The sequence below is a fragment of the Pseudomonas sp. MF6751 genome (genome assembly GCF_016613265.1).
GTDB lineage: Bacteria > Pseudomonadota > Gammaproteobacteria > Pseudomonadales > Pseudomonadaceae > Aquipseudomonas > Aquipseudomonas fluorescens_BV.
The window spans coordinates 51,431-72,167 of record NZ_JAENSV010000023.1 but is presented as its reverse complement, the minus strand read 5'-3'; the positions used below and the strand labels follow the sequence as shown (position 1 = coordinate 72,167).

21 protein-coding genes, 1 tRNA gene and 1 pseudogene are annotated in these 20,737 nt (G+C 56.4%); 15 read left to right on the top strand and 8 right to left on the bottom strand.

The window, feature by feature from the left end:
- Positions 1–159 precede the first annotated feature (159 nt).
- The 7 genes from JJD66_RS18685 to JJD66_RS18655 all read left to right on the top strand — a co-directional run bounded on the left by JJD66_RS18685 (position 160) and on the right by JJD66_RS18655 (position 6,716).
- The gene (locus tag JJD66_RS18685) at positions 160–1,119 is read left to right on the top strand and encodes an isopenicillin N synthase family dioxygenase (protein WP_200648734.1); all 960 of its coding nucleotides are present in this window, start codon (positions 160–162) and stop codon (positions 1,117–1,119) included.
- 14 nt (positions 1,120–1,133) lie between these two features.
- Complete coding sequence (locus JJD66_RS18680) at positions 1,134–1,670, top strand: hypothetical protein (protein ID WP_052199952.1); 537 nt, start codon at positions 1,134–1,136, stop codon at positions 1,668–1,670.
- A 180-nt stretch (positions 1,671–1,850) separates the two neighbouring features.
- Positions 1,851–2,921, top strand: coding sequence for a fatty acid desaturase family protein (locus JJD66_RS18675; RefSeq protein WP_200648733.1), 1,071 nt, complete (start codon positions 1,851–1,853; stop codon positions 2,919–2,921).
- A 142-nt stretch (positions 2,922–3,063) separates the two neighbouring features.
- Positions 3,064–4,083 (top strand): TauD/TfdA family dioxygenase, encoded by a 1,020-nt coding sequence (locus tag JJD66_RS18670; RefSeq protein WP_034126600.1) that lies wholly within the window; start codon positions 3,064–3,066, stop codon positions 4,081–4,083.
- Between the two features lie 18 nt (positions 4,084–4,101).
- Positions 4,102–5,286, top strand: a complete 1,185-nt coding sequence (locus JJD66_RS18665; RefSeq protein ID WP_089041235.1) for an amidohydrolase family protein — start codon at positions 4,102–4,104, stop codon at positions 5,284–5,286.
- Between the two features lie 41 nt (positions 5,287–5,327).
- Entirely contained in the window at positions 5,328–6,284 is a 957-nt protein-coding gene (locus JJD66_RS18660) for a hypothetical protein (protein ID WP_034126598.1), read from the top strand.
- Positions 6,285–6,311: 27 nt separating this feature from the next.
- Positions 6,312–6,716 carry a hypothetical protein gene (locus JJD66_RS18655; RefSeq protein ID WP_198862744.1) on the top strand — a complete coding sequence of 135 codons (405 nt, stop codon included), beginning with the start codon at positions 6,312–6,314 and terminating at the stop codon, positions 6,714–6,716.
- Between the two features lie 45 nt (positions 6,717–6,761).
- Here JJD66_RS18655 and JJD66_RS18650 read toward each other — a convergent pair whose 3' ends face one another.
- Both JJD66_RS18650 and JJD66_RS18645 read right to left on the bottom strand, forming a co-directional pair.
- Complete coding sequence (locus tag JJD66_RS18650; RefSeq protein WP_003189553.1) at positions 6,762–7,688, bottom strand: LysR substrate-binding domain-containing protein; 927 nt, start codon at positions 7,686–7,688, stop codon at positions 6,762–6,764.
- Between the two features lie 241 nt (positions 7,689–7,929).
- Positions 7,930–8,076: a hypothetical protein gene (locus JJD66_RS18645; protein ID WP_200648732.1), complete on the bottom strand. Its 147-nt coding sequence runs from the start codon at positions 8,074–8,076 to the stop codon at positions 7,930–7,932.
- Between the two features lie 197 nt (positions 8,077–8,273).
- On the opposite strand from JJD66_RS18645, the gene JJD66_RS18640 reads away from it, so the two are divergent.
- Together JJD66_RS18640 and JJD66_RS18635 are read left to right on the top strand one after the other, a co-directional pair.
- Entirely contained in the window at positions 8,274–9,581 is a 1,308-nt protein-coding gene (locus JJD66_RS18640; RefSeq protein ID WP_200648731.1) for an MFS transporter, read from the top strand.
- Positions 9,578–10,336 carry a substrate-binding domain-containing protein gene (locus tag JJD66_RS18635; RefSeq protein ID WP_200648730.1) on the top strand — a complete coding sequence of 253 codons (759 nt, stop codon included), beginning with the start codon at positions 9,578–9,580 and terminating at the stop codon, positions 10,334–10,336. Before JJD66_RS18640 ends, JJD66_RS18635 begins: the two co-directional genes overlap by 4 nt.
- On the opposite strand, the gene JJD66_RS18630 is transcribed toward JJD66_RS18635, so the two are convergent.
- On the bottom strand, positions 10,328–11,230 hold the full coding sequence (locus JJD66_RS18630; RefSeq protein WP_034127031.1) for a LysR family transcriptional regulator: 903 nt from the start codon (positions 11,228–11,230) through the stop codon (positions 10,328–10,330). The genes JJD66_RS18635 and JJD66_RS18630 overlap by 9 nt on opposite strands.
- Before the next feature lie 210 nt (positions 11,231–11,440).
- Between JJD66_RS18630 and JJD66_RS18625 the strand changes: the two genes are divergently transcribed.
- On the top strand, positions 11,441–11,845 hold the full coding sequence (locus JJD66_RS18625) for a ribbon-helix-helix domain-containing protein (RefSeq protein WP_200648729.1): 405 nt from the start codon (positions 11,441–11,443) through the stop codon (positions 11,843–11,845).
- Complete coding sequence (locus JJD66_RS18620) at positions 11,842–12,195, top strand: type II toxin-antitoxin system RelE/ParE family toxin (RefSeq protein WP_034126594.1); 354 nt, start codon at positions 11,842–11,844, stop codon at positions 12,193–12,195. The genes JJD66_RS18625 and JJD66_RS18620 overlap by 4 nt, the downstream gene beginning before the upstream one ends.
- A gap of 18 nt (positions 12,196–12,213) precedes the next feature.
- Here JJD66_RS18620 and JJD66_RS18615 read toward each other — a convergent pair whose 3' ends face one another.
- The 3 genes from JJD66_RS18615 to JJD66_RS18605 form a co-directional block, all read right to left on the bottom strand.
- A complete protein-coding gene (locus JJD66_RS18615) occupies positions 12,214–13,266 on the bottom strand; it encodes a histone deacetylase family protein (RefSeq protein ID WP_200648728.1) in 1,053 nt (350 codons plus the stop codon).
- A 135-nt stretch (positions 13,267–13,401) separates the two neighbouring features.
- Positions 13,402–14,634 carry a Zn-dependent hydrolase gene (locus tag JJD66_RS18610; RefSeq protein WP_200648727.1) on the bottom strand — a complete coding sequence of 411 codons (1,233 nt, stop codon included), beginning with the start codon at positions 14,632–14,634 and terminating at the stop codon, positions 13,402–13,404.
- An 11-nt stretch (positions 14,635–14,645) separates the two neighbouring features.
- The gene (locus JJD66_RS18605; RefSeq protein WP_105226137.1) at positions 14,646–15,962 is read right to left on the bottom strand and encodes an MFS transporter; all 1,317 of its coding nucleotides are present in this window, start codon (positions 15,960–15,962) and stop codon (positions 14,646–14,648) included.
- A 157-nt stretch (positions 15,963–16,119) separates the two neighbouring features.
- Here JJD66_RS18605 and JJD66_RS18600 point away from each other — a divergent pair, with 157 nt between their 5' ends.
- The 4 genes and pseudogenes from JJD66_RS18600 to JJD66_RS18585 all read left to right on the top strand — a co-directional run bounded on the left by JJD66_RS18600 (position 16,120) and on the right by JJD66_RS18585 (position 19,750).
- A complete protein-coding gene (locus JJD66_RS18600; protein ID WP_200648726.1) occupies positions 16,120–17,061 on the top strand; it encodes a LysR family transcriptional regulator in 942 nt (313 codons plus the stop codon).
- Between the two features lie 133 nt (positions 17,062–17,194).
- Positions 17,195–18,421, top strand: a complete 1,227-nt coding sequence (locus tag JJD66_RS18595; protein ID WP_105226135.1) for an MFS transporter — start codon at positions 17,195–17,197, stop codon at positions 18,419–18,421.
- Positions 18,422–19,228: 807 nt separating this feature from the next.
- On the top strand, positions 19,229–19,468 hold the full coding sequence (locus JJD66_RS18590; RefSeq protein ID WP_020301039.1) for a type II toxin-antitoxin system RelB/DinJ family antitoxin: 240 nt from the start codon (positions 19,229–19,231) through the stop codon (positions 19,466–19,468).
- Positions 19,458–19,750, top strand: a pseudogene (locus JJD66_RS18585) (type II toxin-antitoxin system RelE family toxin). Before JJD66_RS18590 ends, JJD66_RS18585 begins: the two are co-directional and overlap by 11 nt.
- Before the next feature lie 95 nt (positions 19,751–19,845).
- Here the strand turns inward: JJD66_RS18585 and JJD66_RS18580 are convergent.
- Both JJD66_RS18580 and purC read right to left on the bottom strand, forming a co-directional pair.
- Positions 19,846–19,935 (bottom strand) — tRNA-Ser (locus JJD66_RS18580).
- Positions 19,936–20,018: 83 nt separating this feature from the next.
- Entirely contained in the window at positions 20,019–20,732 is a 714-nt protein-coding gene (purC, locus tag JJD66_RS18575; protein WP_027604309.1) for a phosphoribosylaminoimidazolesuccinocarboxamide synthase, read from the bottom strand.
- Positions 20,733–20,737 lie beyond the last annotated feature (5 nt).

Sequence of the window (20,737 nt, the reverse complement as noted above, 5' to 3'; positions counted from 1 at the left end):
CGATCGAGAATGTCGAGTCCCTACTGACAGCGCTTGCGGATTGACGGAATTCTTTAGTCTAACTAATGACACTGGCCTATATACGGTCTATCCCTGAGTGCACTTCAGCGTTCATGGAGTAGGTCTCGTTGCGCCTTTTTTAGAGCAAATGGTGCATTCATGGAAAAGAACATACCTATCATTGACGTCGGTAGTTTGACGCAGGGAGCAGAGATATCACCATATCTAGTAAAGGAGATCGACAACGCGTGCAGGGAGGTCGGATTTTTCACCGTCGTCAATCACGGTGTAGATAACACGCTTATTTCAACTGTCTTCTCTCAGATAGAATCGTTTTTTGACCTGCCTGTTCAGGCCAAGGAAAAAATCGAAATTCATAAATCCCCCTATATGCGTGGCTACTTTAGCGAAGGCGCTGATAAGTCGGATGGCATATTGGGCGATGTCAAAGAGGGTTTTGACATGGCGGCGGACTTGTCGCTTGACGACGAGTTCGTAAAAGCCAAAATACCTTTTTACGGCCCCAATGTATGGCCAGAGGAATTACCCGACTTCAAGCTTGCGATGACGGAATATCACTCGCAAATGCTTGCGTTCGGAAAAAAACTGCTAAACGTGTTTGCCCTTGCGCTCAATATGCCGATCGATTACTTCGATGATAAATTCAAGAAGCCGATGGCCCAATTGAGAGTCCTGCGTTATCCCTCCACCCAATATACGCAGGGAGCGCCGATGGGTGCTGGAGAGCATACAGACTTCGGCTGGATCACCATGATCTCGGAAAGTGCCACCGGGGGGTTGGAGGTACAGAGTGCCAACGGCACCTGGATCAAAGTCAAACCCATCCCAAATGCCTTTGTCGTCAATGTCGGGGATCTAATGTCTCGCTGGACGAATGACCGTTACAAGGCAACGCTGCATCGAGTGATAAATACCTCCGGCAAATTACGCCATTCGGCGGCGTTCTTTATGGACCCAGACTACACCGCCAAAGTGGAGTGCCTGCCCAGCTGTTGCGCAGACGGCAGTCCCGCGAAATACGGAGCGATCATCGCGGGTGAGTACATGGACCAGAGGTTCTTGGAAACCACCACATTTCGTGAACTTGAACCCAACTAGTAGGAGTATTGAACGTGCTAGGTAAAGAATACACATTCTATCTATCAGCGATCGTAGCGATACTGGGCACCGTGGGCTATCACATGCTCATGAAGAAAATACCGTCTACGATCAACCCCTTGGTTTCAATTGTCAGTATTTATGTGGCGATCGTTATCCTGTCCACCTTGATGTTGCCGTTTTTTTTGGGCAGTGGAACGTTACTCGCGGGTTTGAAGCAAATGACCTGGCTTCAGGGAGGCATCGCGTTTTGCATCTTGATGATGGAAATCGGCTTTTTGATGATGTATCGCAGTGGATGGGACCTCAGTACGGGCAATATCGTTACCGGCGCCATTATCAATATTGCGCTCGGCTTCATCGGGGTATTTCTGCTTAAAGAAGGACTCTCTTATTTAAATATTGCCGGTGTTTTATTGTGCATCGTCGGCGTGATACTGATCGGCTACAAATCCAGTAGCAGCGAACAACCCGTGGACGCGGATACGCACGCTACGGTCTCGCTAGTACCACCTTCACTGGTGCCAGATGCAACAGCAAAAGAACCCTAGCCAGCCGTACACCTGCGATACATCTCTGGCATTGTGTATGCACACATATTCAAGCCCCGCCGCTAGTTCCACATGCGCACGGAAATGATTACACCTGTCCAGGCATGATCGGTTGTTCAATGCTAGCCCCCAAACCAGCTCAATAAGCGTTTCAGTGATTTTGCTCTTGAAGGTGATGAGATGTCTTTACTGTATGCTGATAATTATCTGCGCGCCATCAAAGACGCCAACGTGAAAACCCTGCTTATTTCAATAGCTAAAGAGCGAAGAATGTTGCCATCGGTGATGGTACTAAGTGCAATAGCATCCTTCACTGTAGGGGGCATATTCCTGGCGTATACTCAACAGATCGTTGCGGTACTCGGTGCGATTATCTTGATTGCCCTTGCCAAAATCTGGTCCTGGTACCTGAGCCACGATTGCGCGCACAACTCTGTTTTCAAGTCGAAGAAAGTCAATTCTGTCATCGGAGAGTTGCTGTCTTTCCTTAACGGTCTCTCTTTCTTTTCATTTGAAGCCTATAGAAAAGATCATGTTCGCCATCATGCGGAAAAAATTGATATTGGTGGGTTCGATAGCGGTCACTTTGCTGTCGCTCACCCGAGGCTATTCAGTGCAATCATTGTTGCAGAAAAAATATATCTTCCCGCCTTCTACTATGTGATCAAGCTTACCAATGTTTACTCCGTGATATTCAGTGGCAGCAGGCGCGAAGTTGCAAGGGGTATTGGAAGCCTGTGCATTTACGTTGTAGCCTTCGCTACGTTTGCCCGATTCTCCCTGATACTTGTGGTGGTATGGCAAGCCTCCTCCTTCCTTAGGATACACATCGTACGATTCGTCGACTGTTTCCAGCATTCTTTCCAGCAAGTGTATACGGCGGGAGAAAAGCTAACCCATGGAAAACACTACGAAATCCAAAATACCTTCTCCGTACCAGTGGCAAGAAAGTTTACCTTCCTCAATCTGATTATTTTGAATTTTGGTTACCACGCGGCCCACCACTGCTTTCCAACGTGCCCTTGGTATATGTTGCCGCAACTGGAAGCTGCAATAATCAAACAGTTGCGGCTTTACGGAGTATCTGACACAAGAGAAGAAAGCACGCCATTCTTCAACTTCTTGACTGCCTATCATCGTGGGCGGTTATCAAGAATCATCAGCACCGATGAAGGACAGCCCTATGATGCTGATGGCCAATTTAACACCCATCACTTCACCGGTGCGTATACAGATAAGCTCTTAGGTTGAGTCACTCACTCAGGTCGGGCCTTATCAAAGCATGGACACTGTCAGGTCGTGGATACGGAGCCCCCCACCTCAGCGCTTGAAAGTCGTAACTTACTTATAACTCAACTCATGACAAATCAATCAGATCTATAAAGGAGTGCGTGTGGACGATTCATGTGCAGACGCCAACAGCTTCTGGCTGACGGCTGTTGAAAAAGAGAGTATTCGGGACGCGCTCATAGACATTTGTTACGAGCCAACGGGCGGGCGAGACTACATCCACCTCATTCGCATGACCGCTTATCAAAAGTTTCCCGCGCGACTTCTAAAAAAGCTTGAATCACTTAAAGATGACGATGCTTCTTATTGTGTATTTGAGAACCTTCCGATTGATGACACATTTGGCAGCCCGCAAGGCGACGCTAATAGCTTGAACTTCAAAAGTGGTTATCTTTCTGAAAATGTGCTGGTTGCCCTGGGCAGTTTGATAGCGGAGCCCTACTCCATCAAGCATGAGGGGCCAAAACTGGTCAATGACTTGGTACCGCATCCGGAGGCCGTAGGCGAGTATACCGGCAACGGTTCGGACCTGGAGTTGGACCTGCACACCGAAAATGCCTTTCAGGCTTATGACTCCCGTGGAGACACCTCGCCGCTGGCTCTTCTGCTTCTCGGCGTTCGCGGTGACCCTGCCGGGGTGGGCCCGAAAACCTGGGTGGCCGATGCGAGGGAAGCCCTTCAGGTTCTGGAACAGGCCGATATTGAAATCCTATATGGCAAACATTTCATCATTCGTCAGCCCTACCGCTGGAGGAACAGTGCCGCAGGCGCGAAAGAAACTCATGTGTACCCAATTCTGAGCGGCCCGCTGACTCACCCTAGAGTCACTGCTGCGTTTTACCCGGACATGGTAATTGCCGCCGATCACGAAGCACAAAATACCCTGTTGAGGTTTTACAACGCGCTTAAAAGCGTAGCGCGGCCGCTGGACATTCAACCTGGCAAGTTGGTGTACATCAACAATCGTTTCATGCTCCATTCGCGTGACAAGTTCACCCCCAGTTTCGATCCAGAGGGGCATGCGTATCGTTGGATCCAGCGTTTGTTCATCACGAACAACTTGTGGAACTTCCGTTCATTCAACAAGTGTGGCGCGCGGATCTTCGAACCCGTTACTCGATGATATAAAGAGATAAATTAAATGTCGAACCATAAGCCATATACATCAATTATTCATAATATAGGCACTTTCCTCACGGGTGATCTCGCGTCTCCACTCATTACAGCAGATACCCTCGTCAGTGTTGATGGAATGATCACCTACGTTGGTCAGGCAGCAGATGTGGATTTTTCACACGCAGACCTGCTGATTGACGCCAAGCAGAGCACGGTCATGCCAGGTTTGATCGACAACCACACTCACCCGACCCTGGGTGAGTACAGCCCGCGCTCTGGCAACCACAATTGGATCTGGCACTCCTTGCAGGGCGGCGTGACGACCATGATCTCTGCCGGGGAAGTGCACGTTCCGGGGCTACCGACCGACAGGGTCGGTACTATCGCCATGGCAATCGCAGCGCAGCGCTCTTTCTCCAATGCGCGCCCTAGCGGAATAAAAATGGAAGCCGGCGCGCCACTGCTCAACGATGAATTTTCGGATGAGGATTTCGCCGCAATGGTTGCTCAAGGCATCAACCAACTGGGAGAGGTCGGGATAGGCCCGGTCAAGTCAGTCAGTCGTGCAGCTGAATTGGTCAAGATGGCTCGCAAACACGGCATGACCTCCATTACCCACACGGGCGGTCCTTCAATTTCTACCTCCCAGAGCATGGGTGCAGAAGAGATCCTTGAAATTGCGCCCGATATCATCGGGCATATCAATGGCGGCTATACCGCACTGGCACCCAGCCAAATCAGATGCCTGTGTGAAGGCTGTCTGGGTGCCTTGGAAATCGTACATAACGGCAACGAGTTCGCGGCGGTTACCACCCTGAATTACGCACGAGAAATGAACCAACTGGATCGTATCGTCATTGGCACGGATTCTCCTGCCGGATGTGGGGTTCCCGCGCTTGGCATGCTCAGGGCAATTGCCTTGCTCAGTAGTTTCGGCGACGTTCCACCGGAAAAGGCCGTCTGTTTCGCAACGGGTAACACCGCCAAGGTGAGAAAGTTGAATCGCGGGATTCTGGGCGTCGGAAGAGAAGCCGACATTCTGATCGCCTGTGGGCCTTTGGGAGGAGCGCAACCCAGCGTACTTGGAAGTTTCAGCAGTGGTGACCTTCCAAGTATTACCTCGATTCTGATCGATGGGCGCCTGGTCGTGAGGCAATCCAGGAACTCGCCACCGCCATCTGTCACACCTGAAATAACTCTGCGTACCTAATAGCAGCGTCCCGAAAGGGACGTCGCCTCGAGAGCACTCATATGCATAGAATTCTGCCCGAAATTACGCGCAGAGGGCCTACCGTACTCGCATGCGGTTGCGCAATTGGATTGGCGATTCCCTATCTTGCAGACTTGGCGAGGCCATTGCTCCCCGTCATGGTTTTCATATTTGTTCTGGGCACTCTCCTGCGTATTAACAACGCTGAAGTCATCACGGCAGCCAGAAACTTGAAAATATCCCTGATATTTCCAGCCCTGATGGTGGTGGCTTGCCCTTATATTTTTGGAATGCTTTCGCTTTACCTCACCGGCAATCAAGAACTTTCCCTTGCGATAGCCATCGCTGTTGCCGCCCCGCCCGCCAGCGGAAATGCAGCCGTCGCGAGAATGCTCGGGCTTGACCCTTCCATGTCACTGGTGACTGCGCTCTGCTCAATGGCAATTATCCCTGTCACCGCTCCGCTGATACTCCACCTATTCGCTGATGGCCTTTCACTCTCCTTGAACCCCGTTGATCTGGCGATCAGACTGGCCGTGTTGATAGGAGGCGCCGAAGGTGCTGCTATTTTGATACGTCGTTTTTCGCACACCTTCGTCGCCACGCACGGCCTGGCTATTGACGGTATTGTCGTCATCGCGCTTTTCCTCTTTGCAGTAGGCACGATGGCGGGCATGCAGCAGGTAATTCTGGAGACCCCTTCGTTGGCCATCTCAATGATCGCCATCGCTTACTGCATCAACGTCTGCCTGCAGCTTCTCATGGGCTGTTTATATCCCGGGTCATTGATCGCCAAGTTCACCATGGCACTCAACGGTGGCAATAGAAATGTTGGGCTATTATGGTCTGCTCTTGGTGTCAGCTTATCGCCCACAATGGCGTTGTATTTTGCATGCTGCCAACTGCCTATTCACACCATGCCGAAGATACTGCAGTTTGTTTTACCCAAAGTTGAAAGCTATTTGAACAAACTGGTTTTAAGCAAGAATCGAATTTGAGCTATTACCGCCTGGAACTGCATAAAAATGATACTCACGCCAGAAAATATCAGGCAGATTGCCGAACGCTCTTCGCTGGAGACTACTGCCTGCTCTTGTATTCGGGGCTTGTCGCAGGGATGGGAAACCTTACCCAAAACACTCGAGGCGAGCAGCCTGTTGCGCTTCCTAGGCGAAATCTCGACCGATAGGGCACAAGAACTCAGCCTTGAGGAATACCACCCGAACGGTACCCATTTCTGGTCTGAAGACGCGCCTATCTGCTTTGATTTCTTTCCTTATAATATTTCAAGCATCTGGGGCTGTAAGTGTTGCGCGCGAGCATTCCTCAGGTTTACAGAAGCAGGCGCCTATCACTCCGAGCAACGCATCCGTATTTTGCGTGCGTCGCTGATTGGCAACCCCGTTCAAGAAGAGCACGTTCAGGATTAGCCGTTCTTGAGGCGCCCCCTCCTGCCCCTAGCACGGGTATAAACCTCAGGCTTTATTCGCTACCAACCCGCGATCACTCATGAATGCCTCCAGCCGCGAGCGCATCCAGCGTTCCGCCGGGTCTGTGTCAACGTGGCTGAGCCACACCATGGACAAATCCAGGGTCGGGGTTTCGAACGGGAACGGCTCGCAGAACAGATTCCCGCTGGCGGCCATGGCCTGAGCGGTGTAATCCGGCAGGCTGGCGATCATGTCGGTGCCGGCAAGCAAGGCCGGCAACGAACTGTATTGCGGCACCGAGAGCACTACATGGCGTTTGCGGCCCACCTCTGCCAGCCACTCATCGGCAAACCCGGCCACATTGGCGGTGTGGGACACCAGCACGTGGGGCCGCGCACAATATTCGTCAAGGGTCAGCGGGGTGTCCGAGGCATCGGCGCGCAGCAGGCACGGGCGGATGTGCCGCAACAGCTTGCGCTTGGCATTGGCCGGCAAGCCGCGGGTCTGGGTGATGCCGACGGTAATATCGCCAGAAGCCAGCAGGTCGGGAATGCGCCAATAATCCACATGCTGCACCACGAACACCACCTGCGGCGCTTCCTGACGCAAGGCTCGTAGCAAGGGTGGCAGCAGGCCGAACTCAACGTCATCGGACAGGCCGATGCGGAAAGTCATGGTGCTGATGGACGGGTCGAAATCATGGGTCAGGCTCAGGGCCGAAGACAGCGAGTCCAGGGCCGGCGACAGGTGCTGGATGATCTCCTCGGCGCGCGCCGTAGGCTCCATGCGATGGCCGACACGAATAAACAGTGGGTCGTTGAACAGGGTACGCAGGCGGTTGAGGGCCGAACTGATGGTCGGTTGGCCGAGAAACAGCTTCTCCGCCACCCGCGTCACATTGCGCTCGAGCATCAGTGCTTCAAAGACCACCATCAGATTGATGTCGGCCTTGCGTAATTCATTGCGATTCATCGGCGCCTGCCCCTTTCCCCAAGACAAGCGGCAGTTTAGGAAGGCTGCGGGGCTGCGTCTATGTGCGTACTGCTCAATAAACGGGTTGGGGACGGTAAATCTGCGTTTGAAGGTTGCCGCTGCGCTTAAAAATGTGGGAGTGGGCTTGCTCGCGAAGGCGGTGTCAGTCAACGGAGTCGTCGGCTGATCCACCGCCTTCGCGAGCAAGCCCACTCCCACAATTAGACCGCGTTTACCTGACTCAAGGCTTGAGCGGTCGCTCTTGGTCACGCTCGGAAAGCTCGGTGCCATCGTCCGGATGCTTCCAGGTTTGCGGCTTTTCGTCTTCGTGCTGCCGCCGGGGTTCTTCACGCTCCGGCTCGTTGTGCTGCTTGTGTTCGTTCCCCATAACAGCCTCCGTCCATAAGAATTGGAAACAGCTTCAAGCATAGGACACGGCGGGTTGTTTTGAAGCCGGGATAGATTGATAGCCAATACGCATCAATTCATCCAAATTAGTCACTTATCATTTCTAAATGTGTCAGCCACTATCCCAAGTCTTAAGCGAAACAAGCACTTTAAAAAGAACGCTGGAGACACAAAACCATGACAACCCCTTCCCGGCCTGCGGCTGCCCCCTCGAAAGTAGGCGCGGTATTGCGCGTTACTTCGGGCAATTTCCTCGAACAGTTCGACTTCTTTCTGTTCGGTTTCTACGCCACCTATATCGCTGCCGCGTTCTTCCCGGCCGCTAATGAGTTTGCGTCATTAATGATGACCTTCGCCGTGTTCGGCGCTGGCTTCCTGATGCGTCCATTGGGCGCGATTATTCTGGGTGCCTACATCGATGACGTGGGCCGTCGCAAAGGCTTGATCGTGACCTTGTCGATCATGGCCAGCGGTACGCTACTGATCGTACTGGTGCCGAGTTATCAGACCATCGGCCTGTGGGCGCCGTTTCTGGTGCTGCTGGGGCGCCTGCTGCAAGGTTTCTCGGCCGGTGCAGAGCTGGGTGGCGTGTCGGTGTACCTGTCCGAAATGGCCACGCCGGGCCGTAAAGGCTTCTACACCAGTTGGCAGTCGGGCAGCCAACAGATCTCCATCGTCGTCGCCGCGGCCCTGGGTTATGGCCTGAACGTGTGGATGGAACCTGCGGTGGTGGCCGATTGGGGCTGGCGGATTCCGTTTGCCGTCGGTTGCGTGATCATCCCGTTTATCTTTGTGTTGCGTCGCAACCTGCAGGAAACCGAAGAGTTCGCCAACCGCAAGCATCGCCCAACCATGCGTGAAGTGATGGCGACCCTGGTGAAGAACTGGACCGTGGTCATCGGCGGCATGCTGATGGTGGCCATGACCACCACCGCGTTCTACCTGATCACCGTGTACGCACCGACTTTCGGTAAAACCGTGTTGCACCTGAGCACCTCGGACGCCTTGCTGGTGACCTTGCTGGTCGCGATCTCGAACTTTTTATGGCTGCCGATCGGCGGCACGTTAAGCGACCGCTTCGGCCGCAAACCAGTGTTGATTGCCATGACGGTGCTGACTGTCCTTACGGCTTATCCAGCGCTGTCCTACGTGGTCAACGCCCCCAGCTTTGCGCACATGCTGGAAACCCTGCTGTGGTTCTCGTTCCTGTATGGCATGTATAACGGCGCGATGATCCCGGCGCTCACCGAAATCATGCCGGTGGAAGTACGCGTGGCGGGTTTTTCCCTGGCTTACAGCCTGGCGACAGCAGTGTTCGGTGGCTTCACGCCAGCGATCTCCACCTGGTTCATTCACATCACCGAAGACAAGGCTTCACCTGCGTATTGGATGATCTTCGCCGCGCTGTGTGCATTGTGTTCGACCCTGGCGTTGTATCGCCGCGCCAATACCCGTGGCCAAGTCATGCAGGAGGCTGCGCAATGAAGCCGCTGTTCAAGACCCTCGCTGCTGTCGTCCTCGGCACCCTGGCGCTATCAGCCCAGGCCGAACAACTCAAGGTCATGACCTCGGGCGGCTTCACCGCCGCGTATAAATTGCTCGGCCCGCAATACGCCGAGCAAAGCGGTGACACCCTCGACACCATCCTTGGCCCGTCCATGGGCAAGGCGCCGGAAGCGATTCCCAACCGCCTGGCCCGTGGTGAACAGGCCGACGTGGTGATCATGGTCGGCTATGCCCTGGATGAACTGATCAAACAAGGCAAAGTCGACCCCGCCTCCCGCGTGGAATTGGCGGACTCGCGGATCGGCCTGGTGGTGAAGGAAGGTGCGGCCAAACCTTCGATCAATACCGATGCCGAGCTCAAGGCTGTGTTGAGCCAAGCCAAGTCGGTGGCCTATTCGGATAGCGCCAGCGGGGTGTATGTCGAGAAGGAATTGTTCAAGAAACTCGGCATGCCGGCCAAGGGCACCATGATCGAACGCGTGCCGGTGGGCGAGCAGGTGGCCAAGGGCGATTACGAGGTCGGCTTGCAACAAGTGGCGGAATTGTTGCCAGTCAAGGGCGTGACGTTCGTAGGCAAGATCCCGGAAGACGTGCAGTCGGTGACGCGCTTTGCCGCCGGTATTCCAGTGAACGCCAAACACCCTGAGCAGGCCAAGGCGCTGTTGCAGTTCATGGCATCGCCCGAGGCCCAGCCGGAGGTGCAATCCACCGGCCTGGACTCGGTGTCACGCTGACCGGAACGGCATCTCCCGCACCAGTCGCTCCAACTCCAGCGCCGCCGGTGGCAACGTCCGCCCGCGGCGCTTGATCAAGCCTACATTGCGCAGCACCTGGGGCTCCACCAGCGGCACACTGACCAGAATCGGGTGAGTGTGCGCCGGCATCGCAATAGACGGCACCATCGCTACGCCCAACCCCGCCTCCACCAGCCCGATCATGGTGGTCACGTGGTGCGTCTCGCAGATACTCGGCTTTTTCACCCGCACCCCACGCAGGGCCTGGTCGAGCAGGAAGCGGTTGCCCGACGTCTTGTCCACCTCGATGTAGTCATGCTCATAGGCCTCGGTCCAGCTCACGCTGTCACGCCCAGCCAAAGGGTGATCACGCCGACAGGCCAGCACGTAGCGCTCCTGCAGCAGCAACTCGAATTCCACCTCATCGGCCAGGCTGCCGCTGAAACTCACGCCAAAGTCCGCCTCGCCACTGGCTACCGCATTGCACACCTCGCCGGCACTGGCATCCAGCACCCGCAGGCGAATCTTCGGATACAGCTTGTGGAACTCGGAGATCACGTGGGGCATGAAGTAGTACGCGGTAGACGGCACGCAGGCGATGGTGACATTACCCATGCGCGTCGAGGCGACGTTGCTGATACCCATCAGCGCGATGTCGAGATCGTCGAGCATGCGCTCGACCTGGGGCAAAAATGCACGCCCGACCATGGTCAGGCTGACCCGCCGAGTGGTGCGTTCGAACAGCTTTACATCCAGCGCGGACTCGAGCTTTTCGATACGCCGGCTGAGGGCCGGTTGCGAGATACGGATGGCCTCGGCAGCGCCACGAAAACTGCCCTTGTCCACCACGGCGCGGAAAGCTTGGAGGTCGTTGAGGTCGAAGTTGATGATCACGGGAGGCAGGCCAAAGGTGGTCGAGGTGGCGAGCATTATCGTATGGGAGCGGGTGGGACGCCATGTGTGCCGAGATGGTTTGCCGAGATCATCCTGTTACACATATGAAGTCATACATATCAGCAGGTTATCAGCCACCTACGGCAACGCGATCGCCAAAACGGGTCAATACTTTCGGCCTGACCTACACAACTGGAGACGTAGCAACTCATGGAAACCTACCCCTTCTGGATAGACGACGAGGCGCCGGGCATCGGCATCGATCAGTTGCTTCTTGCATCGCGCCAATGGTCGAGTAGGATTGAATCCCACTCACACCTGGCGGATACCCCCATGCGCTCAACCCAGCAAATGAGCATCACCTTGCCCCTTGAAATGGCTGCCCTGGTCAAAGCCAAGGTGGCTGCTGGCGAATATGCCAGCGAAAGTGAAGTGATTCGCGACGGCCTGCGGGCGTTGCTGGCGCGTGATCGTGCCATGGAGGATTGGCTCAGAGCCGAAGTCATCCCCGCAGCGACCGCCCTTGAGGCGAAGCCTGAGCTTGGGCTATCGCCAGAACAGGTCCGCGAACATATGGCCGCCAGACGTCAGCGCAAAGGCACAGGGGAAGCGTGAGCTACTCGGTAGTTTTTTCGCCCGAGGTCTTGGCGCAACTCGATGCCCTCGAAGACTACATCAGCGATGTCGGCTCCCCTCCTGTAGCGGCGCGTTTTATCGACAATCTTGTCAGCTACTGTGAAAGCCTTGCCCTGTTTCCCTTGCGTGGCATGCGCCGTGATGACCTGTTGAAAGACTTGCGCATCACTCACTATCGTCGCAGCACCATTATTGCTTTCAGGGTGAAGCCTGACTTCAAAACGGTATCAATAGTGGGGGTGTTTTACGGCGGGCAAGATTACACGGCGTTGTTGCACGCAGATCAAAACGAGCACCCGACAAGGGCTGAAAAGCCTGCTGAAAACTGATCAGCAGGCCTTTAGCGTTCAAACACCCTTTAATGAAGGGCCTGAGCGCGCGTTCCAAGCCGTTGGTGCACCGAAAAACGCCTGGGCATTACTGTCCAACGTTTCCAAGTGATACCCGCCTTCCTGCACGATCACGCAGGGCAACCCCAGCGCACGGATGCGGGCTCCCAACCGCGCAAAACCCTCCCGCGTCACCGCGACTTTGCTTTGTGGGTCCAGCTCATAGATATCGAAGCCCAGTGACAACACCAGCACATCCGCCGAGAAGCGCTTCACCGCTGTCAGGGCCTGCTCCAGTTTTTCGAAGAACACCGCTTCGCTGGCACCATGGGGCATCGGCAGGTTGAGGTTGTACCCCTCGCCGGCGCCGTTGCCTTTTTCGTCGGCAAAGCCTGCCACGCCAGGATAGAAATTGGTCGGGTCGCCGTGGATCGACACATACAGCACGTCGTCGCGGTCGTAGAAAATTTCCTGGATGCCTTGGCCGTGATGCATATCGGTATCGAGCACGGCGACACGCTGGAAACCTTGGCGCAGTGCTTGCGCAGCCACGGCCGCATTGTTGATGTAACAGAAGCCACCGGCCGCGTCGAAGCGGGCGTGATGGCCCGGCGGCCGGCACAAGGCGTAGGCGGCAGGGGCGCCATCGAGGATGTCTCCCGCTGCGGCGATGGCGCTTTGGGCTGACCAATAAGCCGAGCGCCAGGTCAATTCACCGATGGGGCAACTGCCATCGGCCAGGTAGCGTGCAGCCTGAGCCAGGATGCCGCGCAAGGCATTGGGTTCACGCACGAAGATGTTGGACATGACTTCGTCGCCCCAGTCTTCGGGGATTTCTTTCCAGCGCTGGTGAGCTTCTTGAAGAAAAGCCAGGTAGTCGCCGCCGTGCACGGCGAACAACGGATCCATACCGTAATCGGTCGGTTGCTGGATATCGAAGCCCAGGGTTTGCGCAGCCAGCAACAGGTTGCGCGCACGCTCGGGAACCTCCTGGGGCGTGCGCATCTGGCCGCGGGAGTAGTAGCTACGCGGGTGATGCAGGAGTTGTTCGGGGTGGAAAAACGTCTTCATGAGTTGCTCCTGGATAAACACAGCACCTGTGGGAGCTGGCTTGCCTGCGATGGCGGTGAATCAGGCAGTACATTGTTCTCTGACAGTGCGCTATCGCAGGCAAGCCAGCTCCCACAGGGGGTACGGCGTCGGCCTTTAGAAATGAACGCGCCCGGCGCGCTTCAAGACGGCATTGAGCAAGACATCGGTGCCTTGGCGCACATCGTCGGGCAAGACATCCTCGGCTTCGTTGTGGCTGAGGCCGCCGACGCAGGGGATGAAGATCATCGCGGTGGGGCAATAGCGCGCCAGGTGAATCGCATCGTGGCCGGCGCCGCTGACGATGGTCTGTTGGCTGTAGCCCAAGCCGTCCACCGCAGCCTGCACGCAAGCCACGCACTCGGCGTCGAACGGCGTGGCCGGGCTGATCCAGTGAGGCGTGATGGTAACGCTCAGGCCACGGTTGTCCGCGATAGCCTGCAGGCGTGCACGCACTTGCTGCTCCATGGCGTCGATGTCGGCGTCGCGGTGATGGCGCAGGTCGACGGTAAAATTGAGCAAGCCGGGGATGGTGTTGCGCGACGACTTGGCGATGCTCAGTTCACCCACAGTGGTGAGGCCCTGCGGGGCAAAATCGGCGGCGAGGTTTTCCAGGGCCTGGATCATTTTCGCCGCGCCGTACAGCGCATCTTTACGCAACGGCATCGGCGTGGTGCCAGCATGCGCGGCCATGCCTTCGACTCGTACATCGAGCCAGCGAATCGCTTGACCACCGGTGACTACGCCGATGCTGTTGGCGTTGTCTTCCAGAATCGGGCCTTGCTCGATATGCGCTTCGAAATACGCATCCACTGCGCCACCCAACGGGCGCTCACCGTTGTAGCCGGTGGTGCGCAACGCCTCGTTAACGCTGATACCGTCTACATCAGCGGTTGCCAGTGCCTTGCCCAGGGCAAGCGTGCCGGTGAACACTGCCGAGCCCAGCATGGCCGGGGTGAAACGGGCGCCCTCCTCGTTGGTCCACACAGCAATTTCCAGCGGCTTGCGCGTCTGGATGCCTTGGTCGTCGAGGCTGCGGATGACCTCCAGGCCAGCCAACACGCCGTACACCCCATCGAAGCGTCCGCCTTCGGGCTGGGTATCCAGGTGGCTGCCCATCATCACCGGGGCGGCGTCATTGTCGGTACCCGCGCGGCGGGCGAACAGGTTGCCGATAGCATCCACGCTCAACGTCAGGCCGGCTGCTTTACACCAATGGCTGAACAGCTCACGACCGGCCTTGTCTTCGGCGCTCAACGCCAGGCGGCAGCTGCCACCGCGTGCGGTCGCGCCGATCTCGGCCATGTCCATCAGGCTACGCCACAGGCGCTCGCCATTAATCTTCAACATTGCTGACTCCCTCAACTGTGTGCCATTTCCAGGCGGTGGGCCGTGGCATGGCGGCGGGACAAGGCCAGCACGCACACCAACGAAACCGCCGCGATCACGCTGTAAAACACTGCCATCGGCCACCATTGGCCCAGGTATTGATGGGCCAGCCAGGTGCCGATCAACGGTGTCAGGCCGCCGGCCAGCGCGCCGCATACTTGGTAAGCCAGGGAAATCGCGGTGTAGCGCACACGGGTTTCAAACAGGCCGCTGACATAACCCGCGATCACGGCATAGAACGACGCCATGCACACCACCGCCAGGGCAATGCCGAGGATGATCAACGGTGCCTGAGCGCTGCTGACCAGGACGAACATCGGGTACGGCGAGGCCATTGCCAGCACGCACATGGCGCACAGAAACCGCGTAGCGCCGACCTTCTCCGCCACCCAGGCGGCCAGCGGCTGGACGCAGAACTGAATAATGGCGACGAAGAACAGGCACTCCAGAATCAACGAGCGCGGCAGGTTAAGTTGCTGAGTGCTGTAGGCAATCATGAAGGTGTTGGTGAAATACACGCCGGCAATCCCCAACGTATTGGCGCCAATGCACAACAACAGTGGGCGCCAAGCGGTCTTCAACACTTCCAGCACGGGGGCTTGGTCCTGCTTGATCGCCCGCGCTTTTTCCGCCTGGGCCTTGTCTTCGAGGAACTCCGGCGACTCGTTCACACCCAGGCGAATCGCCAAGCCGACGACCAACAGCAAGGCACTGGCCAGGAACGGCAGGCGCCAGCCCCAACTGAGCAGGTCTTCTTCAGGTAAACGAGTGACGGCACTGAACGCCAGCAAGGAAAGAATCAAACCGGCCGGGCTGCCCAACTGCGCGAAGGATGCAAAGAAATTACGCCGCCCTTTCGGTGCGTGCTCGCCAGCCATCAACACCGCCCCGCCCCATTCGCCGCCGACTGCAATGCCCTGCACCACGCGTAACAGGATCAACAGCACTGGCGCGGCGGCGCCGATCTGGGCATAGGTCGGCAACAGGCCGATGCACACCGTCACCACGCCCATCATCACGAGGGTAATTACCAGTGACTTCTTGCGCCCAATGCGATCGCCGATATGGCCGAACACGATGCCGCCCAACGGCCGCGCAAAAAAGCCCACGGCGAAGGTGCCGAACGCGGCCATGGTGCTGAACAATTTATCATCGGAGGGGAAGAACAGCTGACCGAACACCAGCGCTGCAGCGGTGGCATAGATGTAAAAGTCGTACCACTCGATCATGGTGCCGATAAAGGCGGCGGCCGCAGCACGGCGAGGCTGCGGCGAAGCGGAAGGCTTCATGGGGCTGGCTCCTTTGTTTATTTTTTTGGCAGGAGAAAGTCAAACCGGTGCGCTCTGGTGGCGCTCGTTAAACCCGATTTTTCGGCCAGGGGCTATGATTAGTCAATTTTCTATTTATTATCTTGATTATAAGAACTGCTTATTATCGAGCGCCGCCATGCCCGAATTCCGCCGCGATATTCACCCTCTGCTCAATGACCGCCTGGACTGGAACCTGCTGCGCACCTTCCGCGTGATCGGCCAGGAACTGAGCATCAGCCGCGCCGCCGCCCGCCTGCATCTGACGCAACCGGCCATCAGCCAGGCGCTCAAGCGCCTGGAAGAACAGCTGGATTGCCAGCTCATCCTGCGCCGTGGCCCTCGCTTCGTGCTCACCGAAGCCGGTGAGCAGATCTTCGCCATTGCCGGAGAGATGTACGGCCAAGTCTCGCAGATGAGCAACGCTCTGCAAAAGCCGGGTGATGAAGTGATCGGCAAAGTGCGCCTGCTGATGATCAGTCGGATTAATTCCGACACTTTCGATGACTTTCTCGCAGGCTTTCATCGCGAACATCCGCGGGTCGATCTGGAAGTCGAAGTGATGCGCAGCTCCGACATTGTCGCCGCGTTGCTGGAAAAAACCGCGACCCTGGGGCTCAGCCTCAACCGCCGGCCACAACCGCGCCTGGAACAGCATCTGTTTCTGCGTCAGCGTTATGCGTTCTTTTGTGGAAAACACCACCCATTGTTCGGACGCACAGGGTTGGTCGAAGGGGATCTGCAATCGGAGAATTTCGTGAGTTTTACCAGCGACCAGATTGGCGGCATGTTGTCGCCGCTGACTATTTTCCGTGATCAGCAAGGGTTCGGTGGGCGGATCGTGGCGTCATCCTCCAGCCTGGAAGAAGTGCGGCGATTGGTCATTGCCGGGTTTGGCTTGGGCTGCTTACCCACTCATGTGGTGGCGGACGATGTGAAGAGCGGGCTGCTGTGGCGGTTGCCGCCGGATGAGGGGATTGCGGATGTGGATATTCATCTGCTGTGGAACCGGGAGCAGAAGTTGAGTCGGGCGGAGGGGGTGTTTATTGAGTGCCTTCTGGAACGGTTGGCCGAAAAATGATTGCTCACATCGATAGCACTGATGATTACTATCGAAACGAGCGCCTGAACGATTGCCGATACTGATTCCTATAATCGCCCCACATTCCCTCCTCGCCTGGCTTCAGGCGACATTCCTCCCGGAACCCAATCCCATGCCAAGCGCGAGCCAGGCCCCTAGCGGCCTTCCCGAACATAATCAACAAAGCGTCAAACAGCAGTGGTTGGCGATTCTTTCGGTCGCCGTGGGTGCCTTTGCCCTGGTGACCAGTGAATTCCTGCCGGTGGGCGTACTCAACGACGTCGCCAGCGATCTGGGCATCAGTGCCGGTCACGCCGGTTTGATGGTGACATTGCCCGGCATCATGGCTGCCCTCGCCGCGCCGTTTCTGTCGGTCAGCATTGGCGCCATGGACCGTCGCTATCTGCTGATTGGCCTGACACTGGTGATGATCATCGCCAACTCGGTGGTGGCCTTCGCTAACGATTTCAGCCTGCTACTGTTCGGCCGCGTATTGCTCGGCATCAGCATCGGCGGCTTCTGGGCCACCGCCATTGCCCTCAGCGGGCGGCTGGCGCCCAAGGGCGTGGGCGTAGCAAAGGCCACCTCGATCATCATGATGGGCGTGACCCTGGCCACCGTGTTGGGCGTGCCGGTAGGTACATGGCTCAGCGGCCTGATGGGCTGGCGGATGACCTTCCTGGTCACGGCGTTGGTGGGCATTCCGGTGCTGTTGGCGCAAATCTTCCTGCTGCCGCGACTCACCCCTGAGAAAGCCATTCAGATCCGTGACCTGCCGGCTTTGTTTATCAACCCACAAGCACGGGTCGGGTTGATCGCCGTGCTGCTGATCGGCCTGGCGCACTTTGCGGCGTATACCTATGTTGCACCGTTTTTCAAACACAGCTCCGGCTTCGACGGCCCCACGATTGGCTCGCTGTTGTTGCTGTATGGCGTGGCTGGAGTGCTGGGCAATATATTCGCTGGCTTTGCCGCCAACCGCAGCGTACGCAACACCCTGCTGCTGGTCGCGCTGATGATCGGTACCAGCACTGCACTGTTCCCCTACTTCGCCACCGGTATGACAGGCGCCGTAGTGCTGATCGCGCTCTGGGGTTTTGCCTTTGGCGCTTTCCCGGCTTGCGCCAGCATCTGGATGTTCGTGGTGGCACCCAAGGATGTGGAACGAGGCATGCCGCTGTTCGTGGCGCTGTTTCAGGTGATCATCGCCCTGGGTTCATTCTTTGGCGGGCGCATCGTCGACCAAATGGGCAGTTCGGTGTTGTTGAGCCTGGCTACGGTGTTGGTGGGGTTCGGGTTCGCGACCGTGCTGGTGTTGGGGCGCAAGGTGAGTAATAGCCTGGTGGCGCAGCCTGCCTGACCGAACTGCATGCGCAAAAAAGCCTGCTGAGCGTTGAGTTCAGCAGGCTTTTTTCGTTTCGGGAGCAGGTATTTATTTGGCCGTGGAGAAATCACGCTCGAGGACAGCATCCACCAAGGCTTGCGCGTTCTCGATCAATTGAGCCAGGGCCATGATCACGGGCGACTGCGTGCTGTCAGGATCTTCGGCGCATTGATAGGCGGTTTGAAGGGCGGATGAGCTGTACGCGGGTTGACAGACCGGAAACGTGGAAACCCGGCGCACCCGAAGATGCCCCACGCACAGCCGTCATAACAAATGGGCACAGACAGACGCCTGGAACCAGTTTGGGGATGCACAGAGATCGCACGTTATTCGGCCTGTCAAAACCGGTCGCCATGAGGGCGACGGCGGAAGGTCAGCGCCCTACCCCAGCCAACGCAACCCTGCTCGAAAACCGCCGAACCCGCATAACGTAAGCACCTGTTTCGGAAAAGCTTGGTAACCAGAATGCCCACAGGGAACCTTGTGCGCATAAGCCTGCGAGCTAGTCTCAAAAAGTCGCCGCCGTGGCGACATACTGTCAAGGGTGCTGATATGCCAACGAGATATCGCGATGCGGTCACAGGTGAATACGTAACCGAGCAAGAGGCGAAGAAAAGACCAAGGGAAACGGTGAAAGAAACCGATAAAAAGCGCCCGGCGAAGCCGACGGCCAAAAAGTAGGATCAACAGATGAGAGCGACTGCCGTATGTCCAGACAAACTTGCCAATGAAACCCGATTGCTCCAATGTAATGACCAACGTCATTACACAAGGAGCTATCCCTTGGCATCTATCAACATCCGTATCGATGACGACCTGAAAACTCGCGCCTACCTGGAGCTGGAGAAGCTCGGTGTCACCCCTTCCGAACTAATACGCCAGGCGCTGCAATATGTTGCCGAGCGCGGCCAGTTGCCATTTAAGCCTGTGCTGATGACTGAAGAGGATGAAGCCTTGATGGCGACCGTACGTGAGCGTCTTGCATCGCCTCAACGCGTGAGGGTTTCTTTGGATGACCTATAGCCTTGATTTTGATGCGCGTGCATTGAAGGAATGGCAAAAACTCGGAGACACCCTCCGTCAGCAACTCAAAAAGAAGCTAGTCGAAATCCTGAACAACCCACGTATTGAAGCTAATCGCCTCCATAGCCTGCGTACTGCTACAAGATCAAACTGCGTAGTAGCGGGTACAGGCTGGTGTATCAAGTGATCGATCAGGAAATTACGGTGTTCGTGGTCGCCGTTGATAAACGTGAGCGTGATCAAGCTTATCGCAAAGCGTCTGAGCGCCTTGAACAGCGCTAGGCGGGACTACAATAAATCCCTGAAGCAGCCGTTAATAACGGCTGGAAACGAAAAAGCCCCGCAGCTTATTCAGCTACGGGGCTTTTTCTATGTAATGGCGGAGAGATAGGGATTCGAACCCTAGGTACCGGTGAAGGTACAACGGATTTCGAATCCGTCCCATTCGGCCACTCTGGCATCTCTCCAACGGCGCGCATCATAACAGCATGATTGATGGATGCAAAGCGCCGAAGCGATTTTTTTCCGTGCTATCAGATGCTTGCGTCGATTACAGCGGTACGCCGAGGCGCTTGGCGACTTCTTCGTAGGCTTCGATCACGTCACCGAGGCCCTGGCGGAAGCGGTCTTTGTCCATCTTCTTCTTGGTGTCCTTGTCCCACAGGCGGCAGCCATCCGGGCTGAATTCGTCGCCCAGGACGATGGATCCGTCGTGGAATACGCCGAACTCCAGCTTGAAGTCCACCAGCAACAGGCCAGCGTCGTCGAACAGCTTGCTCAGCACGTCGTTGACCTTGAGGGACAACTCCTTCATGCGCGCCAGTTGCTCAGCGGTGCCCCAGCCAAACGCCACGACGTGGGATTCGTTGATGAACGGGTCGCCCTTGGCGTCGTCCTTCAGGAACAGTTCGAAGGTGTAAGGGTTGAGCTTGAGGCCCTCTTCCACGCCCAAACGCTTGACCAGGCTGCCGGCGGCGTAGTTACGCACGACGCATTCGACCGGGATCATGTCGAGCTTCTTGACCAGGCACTCGTTGTCGCCCAGCAGTTTGTCGAATTGGGTCGGGATACCGGCCGCTTCGAGTTTCTGCATGATGAAGGCGTTGAACTTGTTGTTCACCATGCCTTTGCGATCCAGCTGTTCGATGCGCTTGCCGTCGAACGCCGACGTGTCGTTGCGAAACAGCAGGATCAAGCGGTTGGCGTCGTCGGTCTTGTATACCGACTTGGCTTTGCCGCGGTAGAGTTCTTCACGTTTTTCCATGATGG

What these genes read in the sequence shown, in the direction of transcription:
- purC (WP_027604309.1), bottom strand. Translation starts at nt 20,732, where the DNA reads ATGGAAAAACGTGAAGAACTCTACCGCGGCAAAGCCAAGTCGGTATAC.
- JJD66_RS18660 (WP_034126598.1), top strand. Translation starts at nt 5,328, where the DNA reads ATGCATAGAATTCTGCCCGAAATTACGCGCAGAGGGCCTACCGTACTC.
- JJD66_RS18665 (WP_089041235.1), top strand. Translation starts at nt 4,102, where the DNA reads ATGTCGAACCATAAGCCATATACATCAATTATTCATAATATAGGCACT.
- JJD66_RS18655 (WP_198862744.1), top strand. Translation starts at nt 6,312, where the DNA reads ATGATACTCACGCCAGAAAATATCAGGCAGATTGCCGAACGCTCTTCG.
- JJD66_RS18675 (WP_200648733.1), top strand. Translation starts at nt 1,851, where the DNA reads ATGTCTTTACTGTATGCTGATAATTATCTGCGCGCCATCAAAGACGCC.
- JJD66_RS18605 (WP_105226137.1), bottom strand. Translation starts at nt 15,962, where the DNA reads ATGAAGCCTTCCGCTTCGCCGCAGCCTCGCCGTGCTGCGGCCGCCGCC.
- JJD66_RS18625 (WP_200648729.1), top strand. Translation starts at nt 11,441, where the DNA reads ATGGAAACCTACCCCTTCTGGATAGACGACGAGGCGCCGGGCATCGGC.
- JJD66_RS18635 (WP_200648730.1), top strand. Translation starts at nt 9,578, where the DNA reads ATGAAGCCGCTGTTCAAGACCCTCGCTGCTGTCGTCCTCGGCACCCTG.
- JJD66_RS18610 (WP_200648727.1), bottom strand. Translation starts at nt 14,634, where the DNA reads ATGTTGAAGATTAATGGCGAGCGCCTGTGGCGTAGCCTGATGGACATG.
- JJD66_RS18600 (WP_200648726.1), top strand. Translation starts at nt 16,120, where the DNA reads ATGCCCGAATTCCGCCGCGATATTCACCCTCTGCTCAATGACCGCCTG.
- JJD66_RS18615 (WP_200648728.1), bottom strand. Translation starts at nt 13,266, where the DNA reads ATGAAGACGTTTTTCCACCCCGAACAACTCCTGCATCACCCGCGTAGC.
- JJD66_RS18685 (WP_200648734.1), top strand. Translation starts at nt 160, where the DNA reads ATGGAAAAGAACATACCTATCATTGACGTCGGTAGTTTGACGCAGGGA.
- JJD66_RS18650 (WP_003189553.1), bottom strand. Translation starts at nt 7,688, where the DNA reads ATGAATCGCAATGAATTACGCAAGGCCGACATCAATCTGATGGTGGTC.
- JJD66_RS18645 (WP_200648732.1), bottom strand. Translation starts at nt 8,076, where the DNA reads ATGGGGAACGAACACAAGCAGCACAACGAGCCGGAGCGTGAAGAACCC.
- JJD66_RS18595 (WP_105226135.1), top strand. Translation starts at nt 17,195, where the DNA reads ATGCCAAGCGCGAGCCAGGCCCCTAGCGGCCTTCCCGAACATAATCAA.
- JJD66_RS18640 (WP_200648731.1), top strand. Translation starts at nt 8,274, where the DNA reads ATGACAACCCCTTCCCGGCCTGCGGCTGCCCCCTCGAAAGTAGGCGCG.